The 19,638-nt window shown below is 66.2% G+C and carries 15 protein-coding genes; 9 read left to right on the top strand and 6 right to left on the bottom strand.

What is annotated here, in order from left to right; all coding sequences use genetic code 11:
• Positions 1-301 precede the first annotated feature (301 nt).
• Both V2L32_RS06145 and V2L32_RS06140 read left to right on the top strand, forming a co-directional pair.
• Entirely contained in the window at positions 302-2,944 is a 2,643-nt protein-coding gene (locus tag V2L32_RS06145; protein ID WP_331235598.1) for a PAS domain-containing sensor histidine kinase, read from the top strand.
• Between the two features lie 285 nt (positions 2,945-3,229).
• The gene (locus V2L32_RS06140) at positions 3,230-3,541 is read left to right on the top strand and encodes a helix-turn-helix transcriptional regulator (protein WP_331235597.1); all 312 of its coding nucleotides are present in this window, start codon (positions 3,230-3,232) and stop codon (positions 3,539-3,541) included.
• Between the two features lie 21 nt (positions 3,542-3,562).
• Here V2L32_RS06140 and V2L32_RS06135 read toward each other — a convergent pair whose 3' ends face one another.
• The 3 genes from V2L32_RS06135 to V2L32_RS06125 all read right to left on the bottom strand — a co-directional run bounded on the left by V2L32_RS06135 (position 3,563) and on the right by V2L32_RS06125 (position 7,543).
• Positions 3,563-5,191, bottom strand: coding sequence for an alkaline phosphatase family protein (locus tag V2L32_RS06135; RefSeq protein WP_331235596.1), 1,629 nt, complete (start codon positions 5,189-5,191; stop codon positions 3,563-3,565).
• Between the two features lie 154 nt (positions 5,192-5,345).
• Positions 5,346-5,498 (bottom strand): hypothetical protein, encoded by a 153-nt coding sequence (locus V2L32_RS06130; protein ID WP_331235595.1) that lies wholly within the window; start codon positions 5,496-5,498, stop codon positions 5,346-5,348.
• Positions 5,498-7,543: a M99 family carboxypeptidase catalytic domain-containing protein gene (locus tag V2L32_RS06125; RefSeq protein WP_331235594.1), complete on the bottom strand. Its 2,046-nt coding sequence runs from the start codon at positions 7,541-7,543 to the stop codon at positions 5,498-5,500. Before V2L32_RS06125 ends, V2L32_RS06130 begins: the two co-directional genes overlap by 1 nt.
• 209 nt (positions 7,544-7,752) lie before the next feature.
• Between V2L32_RS06125 and V2L32_RS06120 the strand changes: the two genes are divergently transcribed.
• From V2L32_RS06120 to V2L32_RS06105, 4 genes are all read left to right on the top strand, one after another.
• Positions 7,753-9,036, top strand: coding sequence for a polysaccharide deacetylase family protein (locus V2L32_RS06120; protein WP_331235593.1), 1,284 nt, complete (start codon positions 7,753-7,755; stop codon positions 9,034-9,036).
• Positions 9,037-9,170: 134 nt separating this feature from the next.
• A complete protein-coding gene (locus tag V2L32_RS06115) occupies positions 9,171-10,049 on the top strand; it encodes a winged helix-turn-helix transcriptional regulator (RefSeq protein WP_331235592.1) in 879 nt (292 codons plus the stop codon).
• Between the two features lie 40 nt (positions 10,050-10,089).
• Positions 10,090-11,247, top strand: a complete 1,158-nt coding sequence (locus V2L32_RS06110; RefSeq protein WP_331235591.1) for a hybrid sensor histidine kinase/response regulator — start codon at positions 10,090-10,092, stop codon at positions 11,245-11,247.
• A gap of 69 nt (positions 11,248-11,316) precedes the next feature.
• Positions 11,317-12,600, top strand: coding sequence for a glycosyltransferase family 4 protein (locus tag V2L32_RS06105; RefSeq protein ID WP_331235590.1), 1,284 nt, complete (start codon positions 11,317-11,319; stop codon positions 12,598-12,600).
• Between the two features lie 35 nt (positions 12,601-12,635).
• Here V2L32_RS06105 and V2L32_RS06100 read toward each other — a convergent pair whose 3' ends face one another.
• Positions 12,636-13,946, bottom strand: coding sequence for a hypothetical protein (locus V2L32_RS06100; RefSeq protein ID WP_331235589.1), 1,311 nt, complete (start codon positions 13,944-13,946; stop codon positions 12,636-12,638).
• A gap of 187 nt (positions 13,947-14,133) precedes the next feature.
• On the bottom strand, positions 14,134-14,622 hold the full coding sequence (locus V2L32_RS06095) for a hypothetical protein (protein WP_331235588.1): 489 nt from the start codon (positions 14,620-14,622) through the stop codon (positions 14,134-14,136).
• 313 nt (positions 14,623-14,935) lie between these two features.
• Here V2L32_RS06095 and V2L32_RS06090 point away from each other — a divergent pair, with 313 nt between their 5' ends.
• Positions 14,936-16,150, top strand: coding sequence for a DUF7343 domain-containing protein (locus V2L32_RS06090; protein WP_331235587.1), 1,215 nt, complete (start codon positions 14,936-14,938; stop codon positions 16,148-16,150).
• On the opposite strand, the gene V2L32_RS06085 is transcribed toward V2L32_RS06090, so the two are convergent.
• On the bottom strand, positions 16,147-17,127 hold the full coding sequence (locus tag V2L32_RS06085) for a DUF1616 domain-containing protein (protein ID WP_331235586.1): 981 nt from the start codon (positions 17,125-17,127) through the stop codon (positions 16,147-16,149). The two genes, V2L32_RS06090 and V2L32_RS06085, sit on opposite strands and share 4 nt — an antisense overlap.
• Positions 17,128-17,484: 357 nt before the next feature.
• Here V2L32_RS06085 and V2L32_RS06080 point away from each other — a divergent pair, with 357 nt between their 5' ends.
• Positions 17,485-18,573, top strand: a complete 1,089-nt coding sequence (locus V2L32_RS06080) for a DegT/DnrJ/EryC1/StrS family aminotransferase (RefSeq protein WP_331235585.1) — start codon at positions 17,485-17,487, stop codon at positions 18,571-18,573.
• Positions 18,566-19,555 carry a Gfo/Idh/MocA family oxidoreductase gene (locus V2L32_RS06075; protein ID WP_331235584.1) on the top strand — a complete coding sequence of 330 codons (990 nt, stop codon included), beginning with the start codon at positions 18,566-18,568 and terminating at the stop codon, positions 19,553-19,555. The genes V2L32_RS06080 and V2L32_RS06075 overlap by 8 nt, the downstream gene beginning before the upstream one ends.
• Positions 19,556-19,638 lie beyond the last annotated feature (83 nt).

Below are 19,638 nucleotides of genomic sequence, written 5' to 3'. Positions count from 1 at the left end.
CCCTGTCGTGTATCGGGCTTCATAACGTATTAATCTGCCTCTAAACCTGGGTGATCCCGCGACGCATATATTCCTGATGTAACAGGTGGGTGAGCGATCGGCGTTACCGGCGAGTAAGCGTGCCACCGCCCCCACGTCCCGTAAGCAACTGTTTCGGGCGGATATTCGTCGAATATCGTCCCGTGAGAACCGTCGATAATATCGCATTAATCACCGTTTATTCCGATAATCAAGGGTTGCAGAAGAATTATTACGGGGTGCTCGAAACACCACCGACGACACCGACTGCGGCCTCGAACCCATGACGAACGATCTCCTCTACATCGGACCCGACCGCTCGCACGTACCGGAGCTTCTCACGACGACGGCCGCCATCTGTATCGCGGCAACCGTCGACGACGCGATCCGGTGGTCCTCCGGGGTGGAGTGTCGCGGGATCGTCTGTGAGGAGGCGCTCGCGGAGCGACCGGGAGCGCTCGGACGGCTTCGAACGCGGTTTCCCGGGGTTCCGATCGTCCTCGTGGCCGAGACCGACCGGGCCGAGAAGCGGGCCGATGACGTCTGCTCACCGGACGACCTCGGCGAGGTCGTGGAATCACTCGAGGGAGGAGACGACGTCGACGGCAAGCGGAGCGCGTTCGTCCCGCCGCTCGAGTTCACGAGGGGCGTCCTCGACCGGCTCCCCGACGTCTTCTTCGTCACCGATACGGACGGGAAACTCGTCCACTGGAACGACCGGCTCCCGGAGGTAACCGGCTACACCGACGAGGAGATCGGGGCGCTCTCGCCGTTCGAGTTCTTCGTCGAGGAGGACAGAGAGCGGGTCGAGCGGGCGGTCGAGGCGCTCGTCGAGGAGGGAGAGGTGACAGTCGAGGCCCGGCTGCTGACGAGCGACGGCGCGGCCATCGACTACGAGTTCACCGGCTCGATCGCGGAGAGCGACGACTCGACACGGTACATCTGCGGGGTAGGCCGGGACGTCTCGGGGCGTCGACGGTCCGAACACGTGCTGCGCGAGCGCGAACAGGCGCTCACGAACCTGGTCAGGAACCTCCCGGGGATCGCTCACCGCTACCGCAACGAGCCGGAGATGCCGATCGAGTTCGCGAGCGAGGGCTGTCTCGACCTCACCGGACACCCCTACGAGACGCTCGAATCCGGCGCGGTGACCTGGCTCGGCGACCTGATCCACCCCGACGACCGCGAGATGGTCAGAGAGGAGATCGAGTCCGCGGTTCGGAACGGAGAGCAGTACAGGCTCACCTACCGGCTCGTCACCGAGAGTGAGGACGTGAAGTGGGTGAGAGAGCAGGGTCAGGGCGTCGAGGAGCCCGACGGGTCGGTCCGGTACATCGACGGCTACGTGGCGGACATCTCCGACCTGATCGAGACCGAACGTCGCCTCGACTACGAGCGCGAGAAGCTCCGGTCGCTGATTTCGCGGATCGAGGAGTACGCGATCTACGTCCTCGACACCCGCGGCCGGGTGGTCAGCTGGAACCAGGGGGCTATGGAGATCACCGGCTACGAGGAACGCGAGGTGATCGGAGAGCACGTCTCGACGTTCTACACCCGGGAGGACAGAGACCGGGGCCACCCCGATCGGCTGCTCGCGGAGGCAGTCACGAACGGTTCCTCGGAGGACCGTGGCTGGCGGGTGCGCGCAGACGGCTCGCGGTACTGGGCGAACGCGCTCCTCACCACGATCGAGGAGGGCGGGGAGCTGATCGGCTTCGCCTCGATCACCCGGGACATGACGGACAGGAAACGGATGGAGGAGGCCCTGCGCGAGGAGCAGGCGTTCACCGAGGACGCCCTCGACGCACAACAGGACCTCTTCTACGTCTTCGGCGTCGACGGGACCGTCCTCCGGTGGAACAGTCGGTTCACGGAGGTCACCGGCTACGACGATCAGGAGATCGCCCACATGCATCCCGCGGAGTTCGTCGACGGGGAGGACGTGGAGAAGGTGGTCGAAACGATGGCCGAGATCGTCGCGACCGGCGAGACCGCAACGATCGAGGCGACGCTCGTCACGAAAGCGGGCGAGGAGATCCCCTACGAGTTCACCGGATCGGTTCTGGGACGGGCGGCCGCGGGGACGATAGATGAGGGCTCCGGCGGAGCGAACGTCGACTCCGAGGACGAGTCGGTCTACATCTGCGGGATCGGACGCGACATCTCCGAACGGCTCCGCGCCGAGCGCGAACTCGAAACCGTGATCGACGAGCTCGAACGGTCGAACGAGGAGCTCGAACGGTTCGCCTACGTCGCCTCGCACGACCTAAAGGAGCCGCTCAGGATGATCAGGAGCTACCTCGACCTGCTCGAACGGCGCTACGGCGACGAACTGGACGAGGACGCCGACGAGTTCATCGGCTACGCCGTCGACGGTGCGGAACGGATGCAGCGGATGATCGACGACCTGCTCTCGTACTCGCGGATCGACACCCACGAGCTCCGGTTCGATCCAGTCGACTGCGAGGAGGTGTTCGAGCGCGTCGAGACGGATTTGACGGTCGTGATCGAGGAGAGCGACGCCGAACTCACCGTCGATTCGCTCCCGACCGTCGAGGGCGACCGCGATCAGCTCACACAGCTCTTTCAGAACCTCGTGAGCAACGCGATCAAGTACGCCGGGGAGGAGCCGCCCAGGATCCACGTCTCTGCGCGGCGGGATGGCGACACCCACGTGATCGAAGTGAGCGACAACGGCATCGGGATCGAAGCGGAACGCCTCGAGGAGGTCTTCGAGATATTCACCACCGGTGCCGGCTCGTCGAGTACGGGAATCGGGCTCTCGATCTGCGAGAAGATCGCGACCCGACACGGCGGGTCGATTACGATCGACTCCGAACCCGGCTCCGGGACGACCGTCTCGGTCGCGCTCCCGGCCGAACAGGACGACATCACCGCGCGAGGGGAGCCGGCGGTCGACGTCTAAGAACGGCGACCGATTCGCGACGCTCCGTGCGTCAGACAACTCTCGTGCGCGCGGGCGTTATCCGCCCGTTAAGGTGCTCTCCTTCGAAAGGCCAGTCGAGTTGGAAATACCGGCTCCCGGCCGAGTCGGCCGCCTCGTCCGGCTCCGGCCGGATTCGAGGAGGTCGGTGGAAAACGTATACGCCTACCCGATCTTTTCACCGTACCCCTAGGGAAGGTGTAATTTGGTGAACCGTCTTCTCATTATATACGTCTCGCTCTCAGAGGGTGTAGAAGAGGTGAACGCATGCACGATCTAACCGGATTCCAGCGAGACCTACTACTGGTCGTCGCCGGCCTCGACGAACCGAAGGGGCTCGACGTGAACGACGAACTCGAACGCTACTACGGGACGGAGATCCGTCACGGGCGACTCTACCCGAATCTCGACACGCTCGTGAACAAGGGGCTCGTCAAGAAGGGGAAACACGACCTCAGGACGAACAAGTACATCCTCACCGATCGGGGAAAGCGAGAGATCGAAGCCCGCCTGAACTGGGAGCTCTCGTACATTCCCGACGAGATCAAGGACCGACTCGAAGGCCTCCCGACCCAGTAACGCGGCTCTCGCGACCCCTTCTCACTCCAGATAGCCGAGGTCCGCGAGGCGTTCCTCTACCGCCTCGTCGTGCCGACCGCCCACCTCACCCGCCTCGTACTCCGGATACTCGGTCGAGCCGGCGTCCGACACGACGGGGAGTGACCGTCCGTCCATCCGATCGCTGTACGGGATACCGAACGCGGACATGATAGTCGGGGCGACGTCGAAGAGGTGTGCGTCCGAGAGGTCGGCCTCGGGGTCGATACCCTCTCCGCTCGCGACGATCAGCCCGTCCATCTTGTGATTCCACGGCTCCGAGGGTGGGCCGAACCACTCCCCGAGGAGGTGTGCGGAGAGGAACTGCTCGAAGTCGTTCGGAACAGTGACGACGTCGACTGCCTTCTCGGCGTACGGCCCGTGGAAGTAGGTCTCGCGGGGGACGACCTCGCCGAAGACCGGATCGCCGTCGGGCGTCTCGACCGAGCTCAGCGCCCGGATCACCTCCTCTCTCGTCTCCTCGTACTCCTCCTCGGGGACGATGCCTTCCGGTTCGCGGCCCTCGAGGTTGATCCGCACTCCGAGTTCGGTTCGCGCGCGCATGTACGCCCGCGAGTTCGGGAAGTCGACCTGCTCGCTTGTCGTCCGCGTGATGTCCGCCGGGGCGTATCGGCGGGCGACGGAGTCGAGCCCGACGTGTTCGAGCACCCGAACGAGCTTTCCGGGGGTGAGCCCGACCGCGGCGGCCTTCGCGGCCAGCCGCTCGACGCGGCTCGGCTCCCAGGTCGTCTCGTCGCTCCCCTCCTGGAGCTGGTTCCGGATCGGATTCCACGACGGCATCCCCTTGCCGCCGGTCGTCGCCTCGACGTAGCCCTCCTCGCGAAGGAACTCGTTGACGCGGAACTCGTAGTTCTCGTAGGGGCCTATCCCGTGGTCGCTGGCGACGAAGACGGTCTTCGGGTCACACCGATCTAAAATCTCCCCGATCTGGTCGTCGGTCGCCTCGTAGATCCGCCTGACCTTCTCCGGGTCGCCGTCGAACTCGTGGAAGACGGTGTCGGTCTTCTGGAACTGGACGAAGCCGAGGTCGGGGGAGAACCGGTCGGCGAGGTAGCGAAACGCCTCCCCGCGCATCCGGGCGAGCTCGCAGTACTCGTCCATCTTCTCGTCGTCGGAGATGCTGTCGTCACCGCGGGTGTAGTTGGGGTAGACGCGGTACTCGCCGATCGCCTCGCGAAGCTCGTCGAGGACCCCCTCCGGGTGGCAGCGCGGGTTCTCCGGGCCGATGAACCCGGGGACGACTGCGCCATCGATCTCGTCGGGCGGGAACGTCACCGGGACGTTGACGATCACACTGGAGAGCCCCCGGTCCGAGAGCAGCCGCCAGAGGGCGTGTTCCCGGACGTGGTTCCCGGTGACGACCTCCCAGTCGTAGCCCTGGTAGTCGACGAAGCCGTAGACGCCGTGTTTGCCGGGGTTCACGCCGGTGTACATCGAGGGCCAGGCGCTCGGGGTCCACGGCGGGATCTGCGAGGTGAGCGGGCCGGAGACGCCCCGATCCATTAGCTCACGGAGGTTCGGGATGCTCTCGGTCTCGTTCAGTCGGTCGAAGACGCTCTCGCAGGCGGCGTCGATGCCGATCAGGAGGACGTCCATCCGGTCGTCGCTCATCGTGAAGGGGTCCCTCCCACCCTGCACGGGCGCCGGGCCGGGTTCGCCCGCACCCGTGCGTCGATCAGGTGTCTCATACTACCCGCGTAGCCAGCCTGGCCGTTTTATTATGCCTCAGTTAACGTGTTTAGCCAGTGGAAAAGGTAGTCGAATTCTACCGCGAGAAGACGTGTTCTCGGTGTCTGTGTCGTGAGAGCCAGCGGACCATCTCGTAGAGGTCCTCGACCGGGGCGGTCGCCTCACAGAGCTGGCACTCCGCGACCGTGACCTCGTCGACCGACTGCGGCGAGAGCGTCCGGTTCGCCATCAGAGGTGCCCTCGCACCGTTCCGGGGAGGTCGTGTCCGGCGAGACTGAGCGCGTTCGCGGCGCTCGCCAGCTGCCACTCGCGTTTCGTCGACGAACCGGCGGCGGGCCAGGCGGTCTCCATGATGTAGCCCGCGATTCCGGCGTCGGCGGTCGCCTTGTGGACGAGCATCGGGTTCGACCCGTCGAGCGTGTTCCCGACGAGGTAACGGTCGTCACCGGAGAAGCCGAACTTCGCGTTGACCCGGTTCGTGATCCGGCGGGCGTACGAGCGCGCCGGCCCCGAGGCGGTGGGGAAGATGGCCTGGCCGACCCCGCGTGGGCTCCCCTGGTAGTAGCCGCGGGAGCTGTGGAGATCGATCAGCCAGTCCGGGTCGTGTCGCTCGACGACCTCCTCCCAGATCGCACGCGCGATGTCGTTTCGGAGGTGGTCCTGTCCGACGAAGAACCGACGGTTCAGGTCGTATCCCATCCCGCGACGGTCGGCGTCGATCGCCTGGGTGTTCGCGCGCGGGAGGACGACGAGCGTCCCGGAGTCGACGGTCCACTGGTCTGCGATGAGGTCCGCGGCCATCCAGCCGCTCGTCTCGTCGCCGTGGATCCCGCCGACGACGAGCGTCGTCGGTCCGTCCGTGCCGGACTCCTTGACGTAGACGGTCGTCTCGTCAGCGGTACCCTCGAGGATCCGGTAGCTGCCGTCGGAGGAGCCTCCCCCGACGGCCTCCTTAAAATGCCACTCGTCCCCCATCCAGACGGCGATACCGTTGGACTGGTCGATGCCCATATCGCCGTCGTACGTTCCCTGTATAGCGGAGAGGTCCGTCGGCCGGATCACGCCGTTCGACCGCGTTCGGATGCCGTGGTCGTGGACGAGGAACGGGTCAGGGCCGCTCGCGCCGGCCCCGACGTTGTGGTGGCTTCCCTCGTGGATGTCGCAGTCGGTCGAATCGCCTTGGACGGCGATGAACCCCTCGCTGTGGTTGCGGTGGGCGCAGTCCCGTACGGTCGTCGTCCGCGCGTCGTGGAGCGTGACGCCCCGGTAGACGTTGTCGTGGCCGGCAGGGTCCATGTGGCGGTTGCCGCCCATCATCGAGCCGTTGAAGTAACAGCTCTCGACGAGGCCGCCGAGCGTGCCGACCATCCGGATCTGCGTCGGGTGGCCACTGTACTCGATCCCGTTGGACTCGATGTACGCGTCACGGATGACGATGCCGCCGTCGCGCGTGACCCGGAAGCCGTCGCCCGAGTTCTGCTGGACGGTCCCGCCGTGCCAGACCGTCGAGTAGCCGGCGAGCGTGACGCCCTCGCGGGTGCCGTTGTAGCCGTTCCACGTCGCGTTACACCTGATGAACATCGAGCCGTGTGGGAACGACTCCCGGTCCATCCGGAAGCCATTGCCGCCACAGCTCCACGCTTCGCACTTGTGGAAGACGCAGCCGTGGCTGCCACCATGGTCGCCGTGGTTGTAGACGTGCCAGCCGTGGCTCTCGTTGAGAAACGCCTTGACGTTCTCGAAGTAGCTGTTCGGGGCGCCGTAGATCTTGATACCCACCTGACCGCCGCGGACGCGGAGGTTCTTCAGGTAGGGAGAGTTCCGGAAGTCAGAGGAGCCGACGCCGATACAGTGGATCACGTCGGCGTTCGCGTTCCCCGCGTCGATGACGGAGCCGGAGGGGTCGCCCCCGACGAGCGCGACCTCCTTCTCGCCCCGGTCGAGGACGATCGGGAACTCCTCGCCCGCCCGCTGTGCGTCGTAGCTCGAGTGGACGACGATCACGTCGCCGTCGTCGGCGGCGTCCCACGCCTCGGAGATGGTCCGAAAGCCGGGTCGGCCGACGACGAGTCGCTCCCCGAGGCGGAGTTCGTCACTAGAGACGGTGAAGCTGTCCTGGGAGACGGTCATCGTCCGTAGTTGGTCGTCGTCGCTTGAGGCTTGTGCGGTCCCCATCGATCCGACGATGCCGGTCGCGCCGGCGGCTTTCATGAAGGTTCGCCTGGAGTAGTCGGCGTTCGGTTCGTTCGAGTTCGGGAGGTTAGTGTCGTTCACGATATCCCACAAAATCGGAAAATTCTTTCTATCGTATAAGTTCGAGGAGAGCGAACAGTTAGGCGAACGGTTACGTCCCGGTAACCGGGGAGCCAAATCCGGCGTGTGATGGGGTGACAGGCCTCGAAACGAGCCCCACCGGAGGGCGCCGAAAGGTCAGGTTAGCGAGCGTATAAGTAAGAGCCAACGGAGAGAATCACTGCTCGACAATGTACGCTCAGCGAAGAGGTGCGAACTCGACCCGCCGTACCTTCCTGAAGGCGACCGGCGCCGGTGCGGCCGCGGTCGGTGCCTCGGCCCTCCTCCCGGCGACGGCGATGGCCGACGACGACGATGACGAGGACTACGACGGGCTGCTGGTGTTCGTCTACGACGACAGCCCCGCGGAGGACTACTCGAAGACCTACCGCGTCCACCGCGAGTACGACGTTCCTGGCTGTGTCGCCGCCCTCCCCGGCCTGATGGAGGGGGGGACGAGCGACTGGCTGCTCCCCGGTCACATGCAGGCGATGCACCAGGACGGCTGGGAGTTCATGTCCCACACGCTCATCCACCGTGACCTCGGAGAGGTACCGGTCCTCGAGAGCGTCGAGGCGGGTGAGACCGAGATCCCGGTCCGTTCGAACCTCGCGGGCCGGTTCGAGGGCGATCCGATCGTCTTCATCGACGGGGACAACGAGGTCGAGGCGACCGTCGCCGGACGGCGGGACGGCGGAGGGGAGGACGAGGAAGACGACGGCTACGACGATCTCGAGGACGAGGAGGAGGCGGACGAAACCCGCTATCTGATCCTCGAGGAGGGTCTCGAAGAGGACATCAGCTCCGACGCCGTCGTCAGGTACACCGACGAGTTCACCGAACAGATCCTCTCGGAGTCCCAGGAGATGCTCGAGGGCTGGCTCGAGGACCAGGGCGGCGTGGTCAACGGCTACGTCCACACCTACGACCGGACCGAGGGCGTCCAGAACTTCGTCCCCCAGTTCTACGACTCGAACCCGAACGCCCGACCCGGCCGCGGTGGCCTCAATCCCGAACACGAGCCGGACCCGCTCTCGCTGCACCGCGCGTATTTCGAGACCGATTACATGGAGGACGACGAACTCCTCGACTTCCTCGACAGCGTCGCCGGAGAGCCCGACTTCGGCATCCTCGCCGGACACAGCCACTTCAGCACGTTGCCCGAGGAACGGATCCAGTTCGCGATCGAGGCGGCGCTCGAACGGAACATCAAGATCGTGACGATGCAGGAGGCGATGCACCGTCTCGGCGTCTGGGAGGTCCAGGACGAGCAGATCCGTGCGAGCATGGAAGACGACGGGGACGACGGAACGCCCGACGGCGACGACGGCGACGCGAACGGTGACGACGACGTCGGTGCCGCCGGGGCCGACGACGACGACGGGGACGACACCGGGGACGTGGACGAGGGTGGGGAGTCACTCGGGCTCCTCGACCGGATCCTGGCGTTCCTCCGGTCGCTGTTCGGCCGCTGACGGCGGGGGCACGTCGCCACGACGCGCGTCGCGGCGATAAACGGCACCTTACCGCTCTTTTTTGAACTGTTTATCCGGATATAAGCAAAGCATAATACGGCGTAGACGCAACGCCCGTGCAACGGAGAAAGAACGTGACCAGCGATCCCGACCGAGCACGGCGCGTCGTCGAGACCGTCGACCTCATCTCGAAGAAGTGGCATCCGGTGATAATCCAGCGCCTCATGACGGAGGGACCACAGGGGTTCAACGCGCTGAAGGGGTCGATCGACGGTATCTCGGCGAAGGTGTTAACCGACAGCCTAGAGGACCTGACCGAGAACGGCCTCGCCGAGCGGACGGTGATCAGCGAGTCGCCGCTGCGCGTCGAGTACGCGCTGACCGACCACGGCCGCGCGCTCCAGACGGCGATGGAGGCGCTGGCCGAGTGGGGCGAGGAGTACCTCGATCCCGACCCGGAACCGACCGTCCTCGTCGTCGACGACGACCCGCGTCTCGCCTCGATGCACGCCGGCTGGCTCGACGACGAGTTCGACGTCGACCGGGCCTACGACGGGGAGGAGGCGTTCAAACGGCTCTCCGAGGAGATCGACGTCCTCCTGATCGACCGTCGGATGCCGGGGATGGGCGGCGAGGAGGTCGTCGAACGGATCGACGAGTGGGATCTCGACTGCCGGGTGGTGATGCTCTCGGCGGTCGAGCCCGACTTCGACATCATCGGGATGGGGATCGACGCCTACCTCGTCAAGCCGGTGGTGAAAGAGGAGTTGGTCGAGGCGATCACCGAAGTGCTGGGGCGCACCGCCCACGAGGCGGAGGTCCAGGAGTACCTCGCGCTCTCGGCGAAGCGAGCGTTGCTCCGCGCACGAAAAGGGGAGTCGGAGCTCGCCGCCAGCGAGGAGTACGCGCGACTCGAAGACCGGATCGACGACCTCGAGGGGTCGATCTCGGACCCGGGCGACGAGGCGGCCGACGACGATCGGATCAGGACCGTCGTGGGGGAGGAGCAGTGAGGGCGATCGCGCCCCCTATCACGCAGCCCCGGGTGAGACGATGAGCGATACCCAGTCCGACGCGAAGACGCTGTCGATCCTCCTCGTCGAGGACAACCCGGGCGACGCGCGCCTGATCGAGGAGATGCTCGCGGAGGCGACCGACCGGGCGGACGGCACCGGCTACCCGGTCACCGAGGGACCGACCACGGTCGATCTGGTCCACGAGACGACGCTGGCCGACGCACGCGGCCGTCTCGAGGTGTTCGACGCGGACGTCGTCCTCCTCGACCTCCGCCTGCCCGACAGCACCGACATGGAGACGATCGAATCGATTCTCGCGGACGTCGCGGAGACGCCCGTGATCGTCCTGACCGGGATGCCCGAGAGCAGTCTCGGCGTCGACGCGATCGCCCGCGGCGCACAGGACTATCTCGTGAAGGACGACCTGATCGGCGGCGGCACCTCCGCCGAGATGCTGTTGCGGTCGATCTGGTACGCGATCGAGCGCAAACGCACGGAGCAGGAGCTTCGCCAGCGCACGCGGGAGCTCGCGATCCTGAACCAGCTCACCCGACACGACATCAGAAACGACATCACGCTCGTCGTCGGCCGGGCACGCGAACTCGGCGAGCACGTCGAGCCGCGAGGCGAGGCGCTCTTAGAGGAGATCGTCCAGTCGAGCAACCACATCCTCCAGCTGACCCGGACCGTCGGCGACGTCGTCGAGTCGGTCGTCGGCGAGGAGCGCGAGCTCTCGACGGTCGACCTGGGGACGATCGTGGAGACCGAGGTGAAGAAGGCAGAACAGCTCTACGACGGCGTCGAGATCTCCGTCACGACCGACCTCCCGGAGAGCGAGGTGCGAGCGAACGAGCTGCTCTCGTCGGTGTTCGGGAACCTGCTCTCGAACGCGGTCTTCTACAACGACAAGGAGACGCCCGTGATCGAGATCGGCGTCGAGGAGGACGAGGAGCAGGTCACGGTCCGGGTCGCGGACAACGGACCCGGGATCCCCGCACACAGACGCGATCGGATCTTCGAAGAGGGAGAGCAGGGTGCCGAGAGCACGGGGATGGGCATCGGCCTCTCGCTGGTCGACCGTCTCGTCACCCGGTACGGGGGCGAGATCTGGATCGAGGCGAACGAGCCGGAGGGGTCGGTCTTCTGCGTCTCCCTCCGCAGGGCGTCGCCGCGCGCGGACCGCCCCTCCCGATAGGACGGGGTGATCGGTTTACGGGGTCGATAGTAAAACGGGAGAGGAGCCGAGAGTCCGGGAGATGAGGATATGAAGGGATCGAACACAGGGGGAGAGACGAGCGGACGTCTCGACGTGGGGTTCGTCCCCGTCGAGTGTCCGGGGGCGAACGGGACGGGTGCGGTCCACACCTCGACACTGCTGATCGAACACCTCTCGTGGCACCACGACCTGACCGTCTACGTGACCACGCAGTGGGAGGCAGAGCGACCGCTCCCGGCCGAGGACCGCGTCGAGTACGTGATCAACGACGGCCTCTCGTACCTGCCGAACCCGCTCTCGGAGAAGGTGGACGCGCTCCGAACCGAGACCGAGAACCTCGAACGTCACGACATGGTCCACTCGTACTCCTCGGCGTTCATCTCGGTGCTCGCCGACCTGGACGTGCCGACGCTCTCGACGCTCAACTCCTACCTGCCGGTCTGTCCGAAGGCGGACATGCTCTATCGGGGCGAGGAGAAGTGTTCGGGGCCGAGACGCGCGAAGTGTCTCCGATGTATCGCGGCGACCGCCGCCGGTCGGTGGCAGGGCGTCGACTCGGAGCTCCGGTCGGGCTTCGTCTCGATGGGCTCGATCCCGTTCGTCGAGCGGTCGATGGCGGCCGCTTCGGGGGTCGACGCCTACCACGCGCTCAGCCCCCATCTCGTCCGCGACTACGGGAACCTCGGGTTTCCCGAGGACCGGATCACGGTGATCCCCCACTTCTACGACGAGCGCTTCTTCTCGCCGGTCTGTGAGTACACGAACCCGGTCTACCGCGAGGCGCCGATCAGCCTCCTCACCGTCGGAGCGCTCTCCGATATCAAGGACGCCGACACCGTGATCGAGGCGCTGGCGGAGATCAGGGCGCGCGGTCACGACGTCGAACTCCGGGTCGCGGGGAAGGGTGGACGCGAGGAGTCGCTCCGATCGCTCGCCGACGACCTGGAGGTGGCCGACGCGATCGAGTGGCTCGGCTACGTCGACCACGCACGGCTCCCTGACGTCTACGACGCGGCCGACGTCTTCGTCTACTCGGGGATCCTCGACGAGCCGTTCGGCCGGGTGATGCTCGAGGCGCTCGCGAGCCACACGCCGATCCTCACCTCGGACGTGGGGAGCATGCGCGAGATCGTCGGCCCGGCCGGCGAGGTGTACGACCCCGGCGATCCGGTGGGGCTCGCCGACGCGTTCGAGACACTGATGACCGAGTACGTCGCTCACCAGCGCTCGATCCCCGACCACGTCCGCGGGTTCTCCCCGGACGAGGTGATCGACTCGTATCTCACCCTCTACGACGAGGTCGCATCGCTCAGAACCGCCGTCTCGCCGTAGGGCACTCGAAGAAGGTCTACGATCGGCTCGGCTACCTAGTACCGATACTCGTCGCCGCGGTTCGCACCGCTGACGTCGAGGTCACCGACGTTCACGTTGCTCGCACCGCTCGTGACCGTCACGCCCCAGTTCGCGCCCGGGATGTTCATGGAGACGTCGTCGATCGTCGCCGAGTCGGTGCCCGGCATGACGCGGATCACGTCGTGGACGAACGTCGAGACGGAAACGTCGACATCGCGGACCTCGAGGTTCCGACCACGGTTGAGACGGATCGCACGCTGTGCGTCGAAGCCCGGCGGGCTCCGGTCCACGGTGATGCTCGCGCCCTCGACGGAGCTCCCCTGGCCCATCAGCCGGACGTTCGCGACGTTGTTGTTCCGGAACGTACCGCCCCTGACGTGGACGGTCCCGCTGCGCGTCGCCGCGTAGAGGCCGTTGTCCGGGAAGCCGTTGATCTCGGCGTTGCGCACGGTCAGCGTGCCGGTGTGGTGACGCGTGACGTTGAGTCCCGACGGGCCCATGCCCGTCGTGTGGAGCCGGCTCGACGTGTGGTCGTTGTGGACCGCGCCGTCGGGCAGGCTCAGGTTCTCGATCACGCCGCTGCCACCCGAGCTGACGATGTCCGTGTTGAGTGGACCGAACGTCCCGGTGTCGTGGGTCCCGGTGACCTCGACGTCGCGGACGACCAGGCCGTCGGAGATCGAGGCGTGAAGACCGCGTACGCCCGTGTTGTTCGCCGAGAAGTCGAACGTGAGGTTCTCGACGTGCAGGTTCCGTCCGGGGGAGTTCGGAACCCCGAGCGTGAACATGTTCACCGACTGGCCCGGCGCGTTGTAGCTCGAGGCCGGGGCCGGGACGAACCGAGCGCCGTCGGCGGCGATCAGCCCGAAGTTCTGGAAGCCGACGAACCGGACCGCGCTGTCCATGTAGTACTCCCCGGCCGGGAAGTAGAGGATCCGGTTGTTCTGTGCGAGACGCTGGAGCGCGCCCGTCACCGACGAGTTGCCGGAGTTGTCGACGCCGTGTGCGGTGACGTCGATCTCCTCGGCGTCGAAGGCCACATCCCCGCCGCTCGACTCCGGCTCCGAGGGCGCCTCCTCTTCCGCCTCGGCGTCCCCGTCGTTTCCGGACGTGTCCTCGCTCGACGAGCCGTTCCCGCCGCCACCACCGCCGGACGACGAGTCCTCGTCGCTGTCGTCACTGTCGTCGATGATCCACGGACAAACACTGCTCGCCGCTGCGGGTGCAGCGACCGCAGATGACGCGAGCGCCGCGCCCGTAGCCCGTAGTGTCCACCGTCTCGTAGCCGATGCTCTACCGCTGTTTTTCCGCTCCTCTGGCGACATCCGGTTAGGACACATCCGGGATGCGGCATAAATCTTCGGACTTTAAGCGATCAATTTACCACCGTTATACCGTATTATATTAGCGTGTAAAAGCTAATAGAGAACAACGGTTCAAAAAAGTAGAAGGCGGGGACTCACGGGCGGTCAGCGATCGCGAAAAATCGAGTTCGGCTGCGGACTGGCCCGGTTAGAGGTCGTCGTCTTCGTCTTCCTCGTCGTCGGTGAGGCCGTCGTCCTCGTCGTCCATCGGATCGTCTTCGTCCTCAGGATCGTCCTCATCGTCCATCGGATCGTCGTCCTCAGGATCGTCCTCGTCGTCCATCGGATCGTCGTCCTCAGGATCGTCCTCGTCGTCCATCGGATCGTCGTCCTCAGGATCGTCCTCGTCGTCCATCGGATCGTCGTCCTCAGGATCGTCCTCGTCGTCCATCGGATCGTCGTCCTCAGGATCGTCCTCGTCGTCCATCGGATCGTCGTCCTCAGGATCGTCTTCCGGGTCGTCCTCAGGATCGTCTTCCGGGTCGTCCTCAGGATCGTCCTCGTCGTCGATGGGATCCTCTTCCGGATCCTCCGGATCTTCATCGTCGTCTGCACAGCCCGCGAGACCGACCAGGGTTGCCGCGCCTGCGGCCTCGATGAAGCGCCGTCTGCTGAGTGGGATCGTTCGTTTGCGCATGGATTGACTCCGATAACCCGTACCGGGCGAGGGGGGATTACTATCGTTGATCTAAACCTTATGTGACGAAAGGGAGTCGAGAAACCCCCTGAAAGCCGGTGAATACGATCGAAAACGTCGGCGGCGTCAGATATCTTACCTTTTTCGTTAATCCGAGGGCAGTATGGTCTGGAGGATTATATTTCGGCCCGGTCAGGGGACGGATATAAAAAAGGACATAACGAAGCGAGTAGTAGTTCACAGGTATTCGACCGATGTCGCAGGGAGGCCGTCCCGAACCACGAGCGCCACCGACGAGCGAAGAGACGGCGCTATGACCGGACGCGGCCGTCACCCCCGCGTACGGGCTCTCGCGGTCCTCCTCGTCGGTGCGCTCCTCGTGGCCGGGACGGCCGCGGGTGCCGGAATCGCCGTCGCGGGCTACGGCGAGTACCCGACGGAACCGGGGACGACGAGCGCGATCGGGAACGTGAGCGTCGCCGGGGAGGCGTACATCCCGGAGCAGTACGAGACGGTCAGAGAGCACCCCGGTCCGGCGTACATCTGGCACGACGAGACGCTCGAGCTCGAGGTGAGCGTCACTCCCTACGGCGACGCCAGGGAGTACGACCTCTGTACGACCGTCCTCGACGAGGACGACGGCACCGTCGGCGACCTCGGCTGCGAGAACGTGACAACCACCGGGGACGACCCGTCGGCGACGGTCGACGTGGCTGTCTCCGGGTGGCCGGAGAACGCGACCGGCGACCACCGGATCGTCCTCGAGCTCCGGGCGGTGGGCGAGGAGGAGCCCCAGGGGACCTACTACCTCCCGGTCACCGTCATCGAGAAAGAGGGCGACTACTCGGGAGACGGACTCTCGAACGAGGAGGAGGTGATGATCGGAACCGACTTCACCAGAACGGACACCTCCGGGAACGGGCTGAGCGACTTCGAGGAGGTCCAGCTCGGGACCGACCCGCTGCTCGCGGACACGACCGGCGACGGGTTCAACGACGGGATGATCGCGAACTGGGGGCTCGATCCGACCCAGCCCTACACGATCCACATCCACCTCGCGGGGCTGCTGGTCCTCGTCGCGCTCACGATCAGCGGCTCGATGGTGCTGACCTGGCGGGTCATCAGCGAGCGCGACGGCGCCACGCTGATCAGGCGGGGGAAGACCGAATCCGAGGCGGCACCCACCGCTCCCGAGGCCACCGAGGGCACCAGGGCCACCGAGAGCGCCGACGGTCGCGAGCCGCTCACCGAGGAGGACACGGGGGGCGAGCGACCGGCGGCCACCACGGAGATCGAGGAGCCGCCGTTGACGAAGGAGGAGCGGGTCTGTGAGATCCTCCGGGAGAACGACGGACGGCTCAAACAGGCCCAGCTCGTCGAGTACACCGACTGGTCACAGGCGACCGTGAGCCGGCTGCTCTCGCGGCTCGAGGAGGAGGGGCGGGTGACGAAGCTCAGAAGCGGCCGCGAGAACATCGTCGAACTCACCGAGGGCGTCGACCAGGGGCCGAATCCGGGATCGGATTAATTCACCGTCGGCTCGATCCAGACCGCCCGGTGGGCGTTCTCCGCGCTCGGGTCGGGCTGGACCGTGTAGCGGTAGAGTAGGAACGAGATCCGCACGTCGTCGCCCGACTCCGGCGCGGTGACCTGGTACTCGACGAGTTCGGTCTCGCCGTCGTCGACGCTCGTCTCGAACCGGTCCAATTCGGTCCGTTCGGTCACCTCGCCGTCGTCGTCCAGTCGCTCGAAGACCACCACCGTCTCGTAGGTGAGCGACTCTCCCTCCTGGTTCTCGATCCCGACGAACAGCGTCTCGCTCTCGCCGGCGGTCATCTCGTCGGGGAGCGCCTCGATCGTCGTGTTCCCCTCGTCGTCCTCCGCGACGAGGTAGTACTCGGTGAACGGGTCGTCCGCCGGGCCGCCGAGCGCGAGTGCGCCGGCGACGACGCCGACGAAGACGACGGCACTCACGACGAGCAGCGCGTTGAGCAGCACCTGGTGCCCGTCCCGGGCCTCGAACGGTGCGGCCTCGCCGACACGACCGTCGGTCGTCGTGAAGTAGGCGGCGACGTAGGGGACGCGCGGGGAGACCGAAAAGCGCGCGGCGGGGTCGACAGAGCGGCGCCGGACGAACGCCACGACCGAGAAGAGGAGCGTCCATGCGGCGATGGCGGCCACGAGCGGGGCCAGTGAGATGCCGTACGGGGTGAAGTTGAGCACGAACAGCAGCGTCGGGACGACCGCGACGCTGACCGCGACCGAGAGCGTGAGGCGTTCGAGGCCGGTGAGCGCGCCCGACTCGCCGACGTCCGCCCGTTCGGGCCGTGCCCCGGGGTAGAGCGCCGCGACGAAGACGTAGCCGGTGACGAACAGCACCAGGGGGAGGGCGGCGAGCACCCGTATCGGCGTCACCGAGACCTCGACGAGGGCGATCAGGACGGCCGCGACGGCGGTCGCGGCGAGGACGGCGAGGAGGTCGGCCGTCCACTGAAGCGGGTTCATTGGGCCCCCCTACCGGATCGAACGGCAAAAGCCTCGCGACAGTTGCCCCTCCTAGAGGGAGCGTAACTGCCACCGAGAGCGGGGGCGGAGAGTCCACGCACGCGCGTCGCGTGGGACCGAAACCGTGCCGGATCGATGGACGTTAGAACCCGTATAACCAAGCTACCGGTACACCAGGGAGAGACAAGGAGCAGTCGTGCCCACTCTCAGACCACCGATGCACCCCGAAAGACGCCGCCCTGTCGATTCGGATCGACCGACCGGAGCGGGGCAGACGACGACAGCCGACGCCTCCCGTCACCGCGGTACCACGGCCGGTACCGCAGACGGCGCTCCAGCCACGGATCGGAGGGCGACGTGATCCCGATCGCCGACCCCGAACTCGGCGCCGAGGAGCGCGAACGGGTGATCGAGGTGATCGAATCCGGGCAGATCGCCGGCGGCCCGGAGGTCGAGGCGTTCGAGGGCGAGTTCGCCGACTACTGTGACGCCGAGTACGCCGTCGCGACGACCAACGGGACGACCGCACTGCACGCGGCGCTCGTCGCGAGCGGAATCGGTGCCGGCGACACGGTCGTCACGACCCCCTTCTCGTTCGTCGCGACGGCGAACACGATCCGGCTCACGGGTGCGGAGCCGGTCTTCGCGGATATCGACCCCGAGACGTACACTCTCGACCCCGACGCGACGGAGGAGCTGATCGGGGAGTGCGGCAGCGTCGACGCGATCATGCCGGTCCACCTCTACGGCCTGCCGGCGGCGATGGACCGCTTCGTCGAACTCGCAGAGGAGTACGACGCGGCCCTGATCGAGGACGCGGCACAGGCCCACGGCGCGGCGATCGGCGGCGAGCGCGTCGGCGCGATCGGCGACGCCGGCTGTTTCTCGTTCTACCCGACGAAGAACATGACAACCGGCGAGGGCGGGATGGTCACGACCGACGACGAGGAGGTCGCGACACGGCTCCGCCAGTTCGTCAACCACGGTCGGGAGCCGGGGGCGGGCTACGCGCACGTCTCCGTCGGCCACAACTTCCGGCTGACGGACATGGCAGCGACGATCGGGCGCATCCAGCTGGAGCGCCTCCCCGCGTTCAACGAGCGACGCCGAGAGAACGCGGCACGGCTCACCGACGGGCTCGGCGAGTCGGTCGTGACACCGGTCGAGCCGGAGGGCTACCGGCACGTCTACCACCAGTACACGGTACGGACGGAGGACAGAGAAACGCTGATCGAGCGGCTCGATGATCGAGGGGTCGGCCACGGGATCTACTACCCGACCTGTATCCACCAGTACGAGGCGTACGACGGCTACGACGCGCACGCGCCGGTCGCCGAGCGGGCCGCGAGCGAGGTGCTCTCGCTACCCGTCCACCCGAACCTCACCGAGGAGGTGATCGACACCGTAATCGGTGCCGTCGCCGATCGTGAGGTGAGCCGTGTCTAACCAGGAGACGACGAGGGCGGGGGTCATCGGCGTCGGGAGCATGGGCCACAACCACGCGCGGGTCTACCAAGAGCTCTCGAACACCGAGCTGGTCGGCGTCGCCGACGCCGACATGGAGCGCGCGGGCGCGGTCGCGGAGGCGTTCGAGACCGAGGCGTACACGATGAGCGACCTCCTCGAGCGCGTCGAGGTCGTCTCGATCGCCGTCCCGACGCAGTACCACTACGACGTCGCCCGCGAGTGTATCGACGCGGGCGTCCACGTGCTGATCGAGAAACCGTTCGTCGACGACCTGGCGACCGGTCGTAAGCTGATCGAGTTCGCCGAGGACCGAGGGGTGGTCCTCCAGGTCGGCCACATCGAGCGGTTCAACCCCGCGGTCGACACGCTGATGGAGTTCATCCCCGACCTCGACGTGCTCGCGATCGAGGCACGACGGATGGGGCCGCCGCTCGACCGCGACATCGACGACTCGGTCGTGATGGACCTGATGATCCACGACATCGACGTCCTGCTCGCGATCCTCGGAGACGACGACCTCGCGAGCATCGAGGCGCTGGGCCGCGAGGACGGCGACTACGCGACGGCGATCTGCCGGAGCGAGGCCGGGACGATCGGGCAGCTCACCGCGAGCCGAGTGACACAGAAGAAGATCCGCGAACTCACCATCTCCGCCGAGAGCTGTCGGATCCACGTCGACTACATCGGCCAGTCGATCGAGATCACGCGCGGTTCGCTACCGGAGTACATCAGACAGCAGCGGACCGTCTTCGACTATCGCCACGAGAACGTCGTCGAGCAGGTGCTGATCGACCGTCAGGAGCCGCTCAAGAGCGAGATATCATCGTTCGTCGAGGCGGTCGTGACCGGAGGCGAACCGATCGTCACGGGCGAGGACGGGCTCCGGGCGATCGAGGTCGCCAGGGAGATCGACCGCCTCGCGACGGGCCGGCCCTCCCGGATCGAAGAGCTCGCGGAGTAGTCCGCGCCGCTTCTCGAATCCGTTCTCGCCCCTACCGAAGGCGAGTGTTTACTCGGGGTATCGGGGATCGATTCCCGTACCCG

This window comes from Halalkalicoccus sp. CGA53, from assembly GCF_036429475.1.
In the GTDB taxonomy this organism is placed as follows: Archaea; Halobacteriota; Halobacteria; order Halobacteriales; family Halalkalicoccaceae; genus Natronorarus; species Natronorarus salvus.
Note: the sequence above shows the minus strand (reverse complement) of the source record. Positions and strands in the feature narration are given on the sequence as shown.

What these genes read in the sequence shown, in the direction of transcription:
- V2L32_RS06105 (WP_331235590.1), top strand. Translation starts at nt 11,317, where the DNA reads ATGAAGGGATCGAACACAGGGGGAGAGACGAGCGGACGTCTCGACGTG.
- V2L32_RS06135 (WP_331235596.1), bottom strand. Translation starts at nt 5,191, where the DNA reads ATGAGCGACGACCGGATGGACGTCCTCCTGATCGGCATCGACGCCGCC.
- V2L32_RS06090 (WP_331235587.1), top strand. Translation starts at nt 14,936, where the DNA reads ATGACCGGACGCGGCCGTCACCCCCGCGTACGGGCTCTCGCGGTCCTC.
- V2L32_RS06100 (WP_331235589.1), bottom strand. Translation starts at nt 13,946, where the DNA reads ATGTCGCCAGAGGAGCGGAAAAACAGCGGTAGAGCATCGGCTACGAGA.
- V2L32_RS06110 (WP_331235591.1), top strand. Translation starts at nt 10,090, where the DNA reads ATGAGCGATACCCAGTCCGACGCGAAGACGCTGTCGATCCTCCTCGTC.
- V2L32_RS06145 (WP_331235598.1), top strand. Translation starts at nt 302, where the DNA reads ATGACGAACGATCTCCTCTACATCGGACCCGACCGCTCGCACGTACCG.
- V2L32_RS06085 (WP_331235586.1), bottom strand. Translation starts at nt 17,127, where the DNA reads ATGAACCCGCTTCAGTGGACGGCCGACCTCCTCGCCGTCCTCGCCGCG.
- V2L32_RS06140 (WP_331235597.1), top strand. Translation starts at nt 3,230, where the DNA reads ATGCACGATCTAACCGGATTCCAGCGAGACCTACTACTGGTCGTCGCC.
- V2L32_RS06130 (WP_331235595.1), bottom strand. Translation starts at nt 5,498, where the DNA reads ATGGCGAACCGGACGCTCTCGCCGCAGTCGGTCGACGAGGTCACGGTC.
- V2L32_RS06120 (WP_331235593.1), top strand. Translation starts at nt 7,753, where the DNA reads ATGTACGCTCAGCGAAGAGGTGCGAACTCGACCCGCCGTACCTTCCTG.
- V2L32_RS06095 (WP_331235588.1), bottom strand. Translation starts at nt 14,622, where the DNA reads ATGCGCAAACGAACGATCCCACTCAGCAGACGGCGCTTCATCGAGGCC.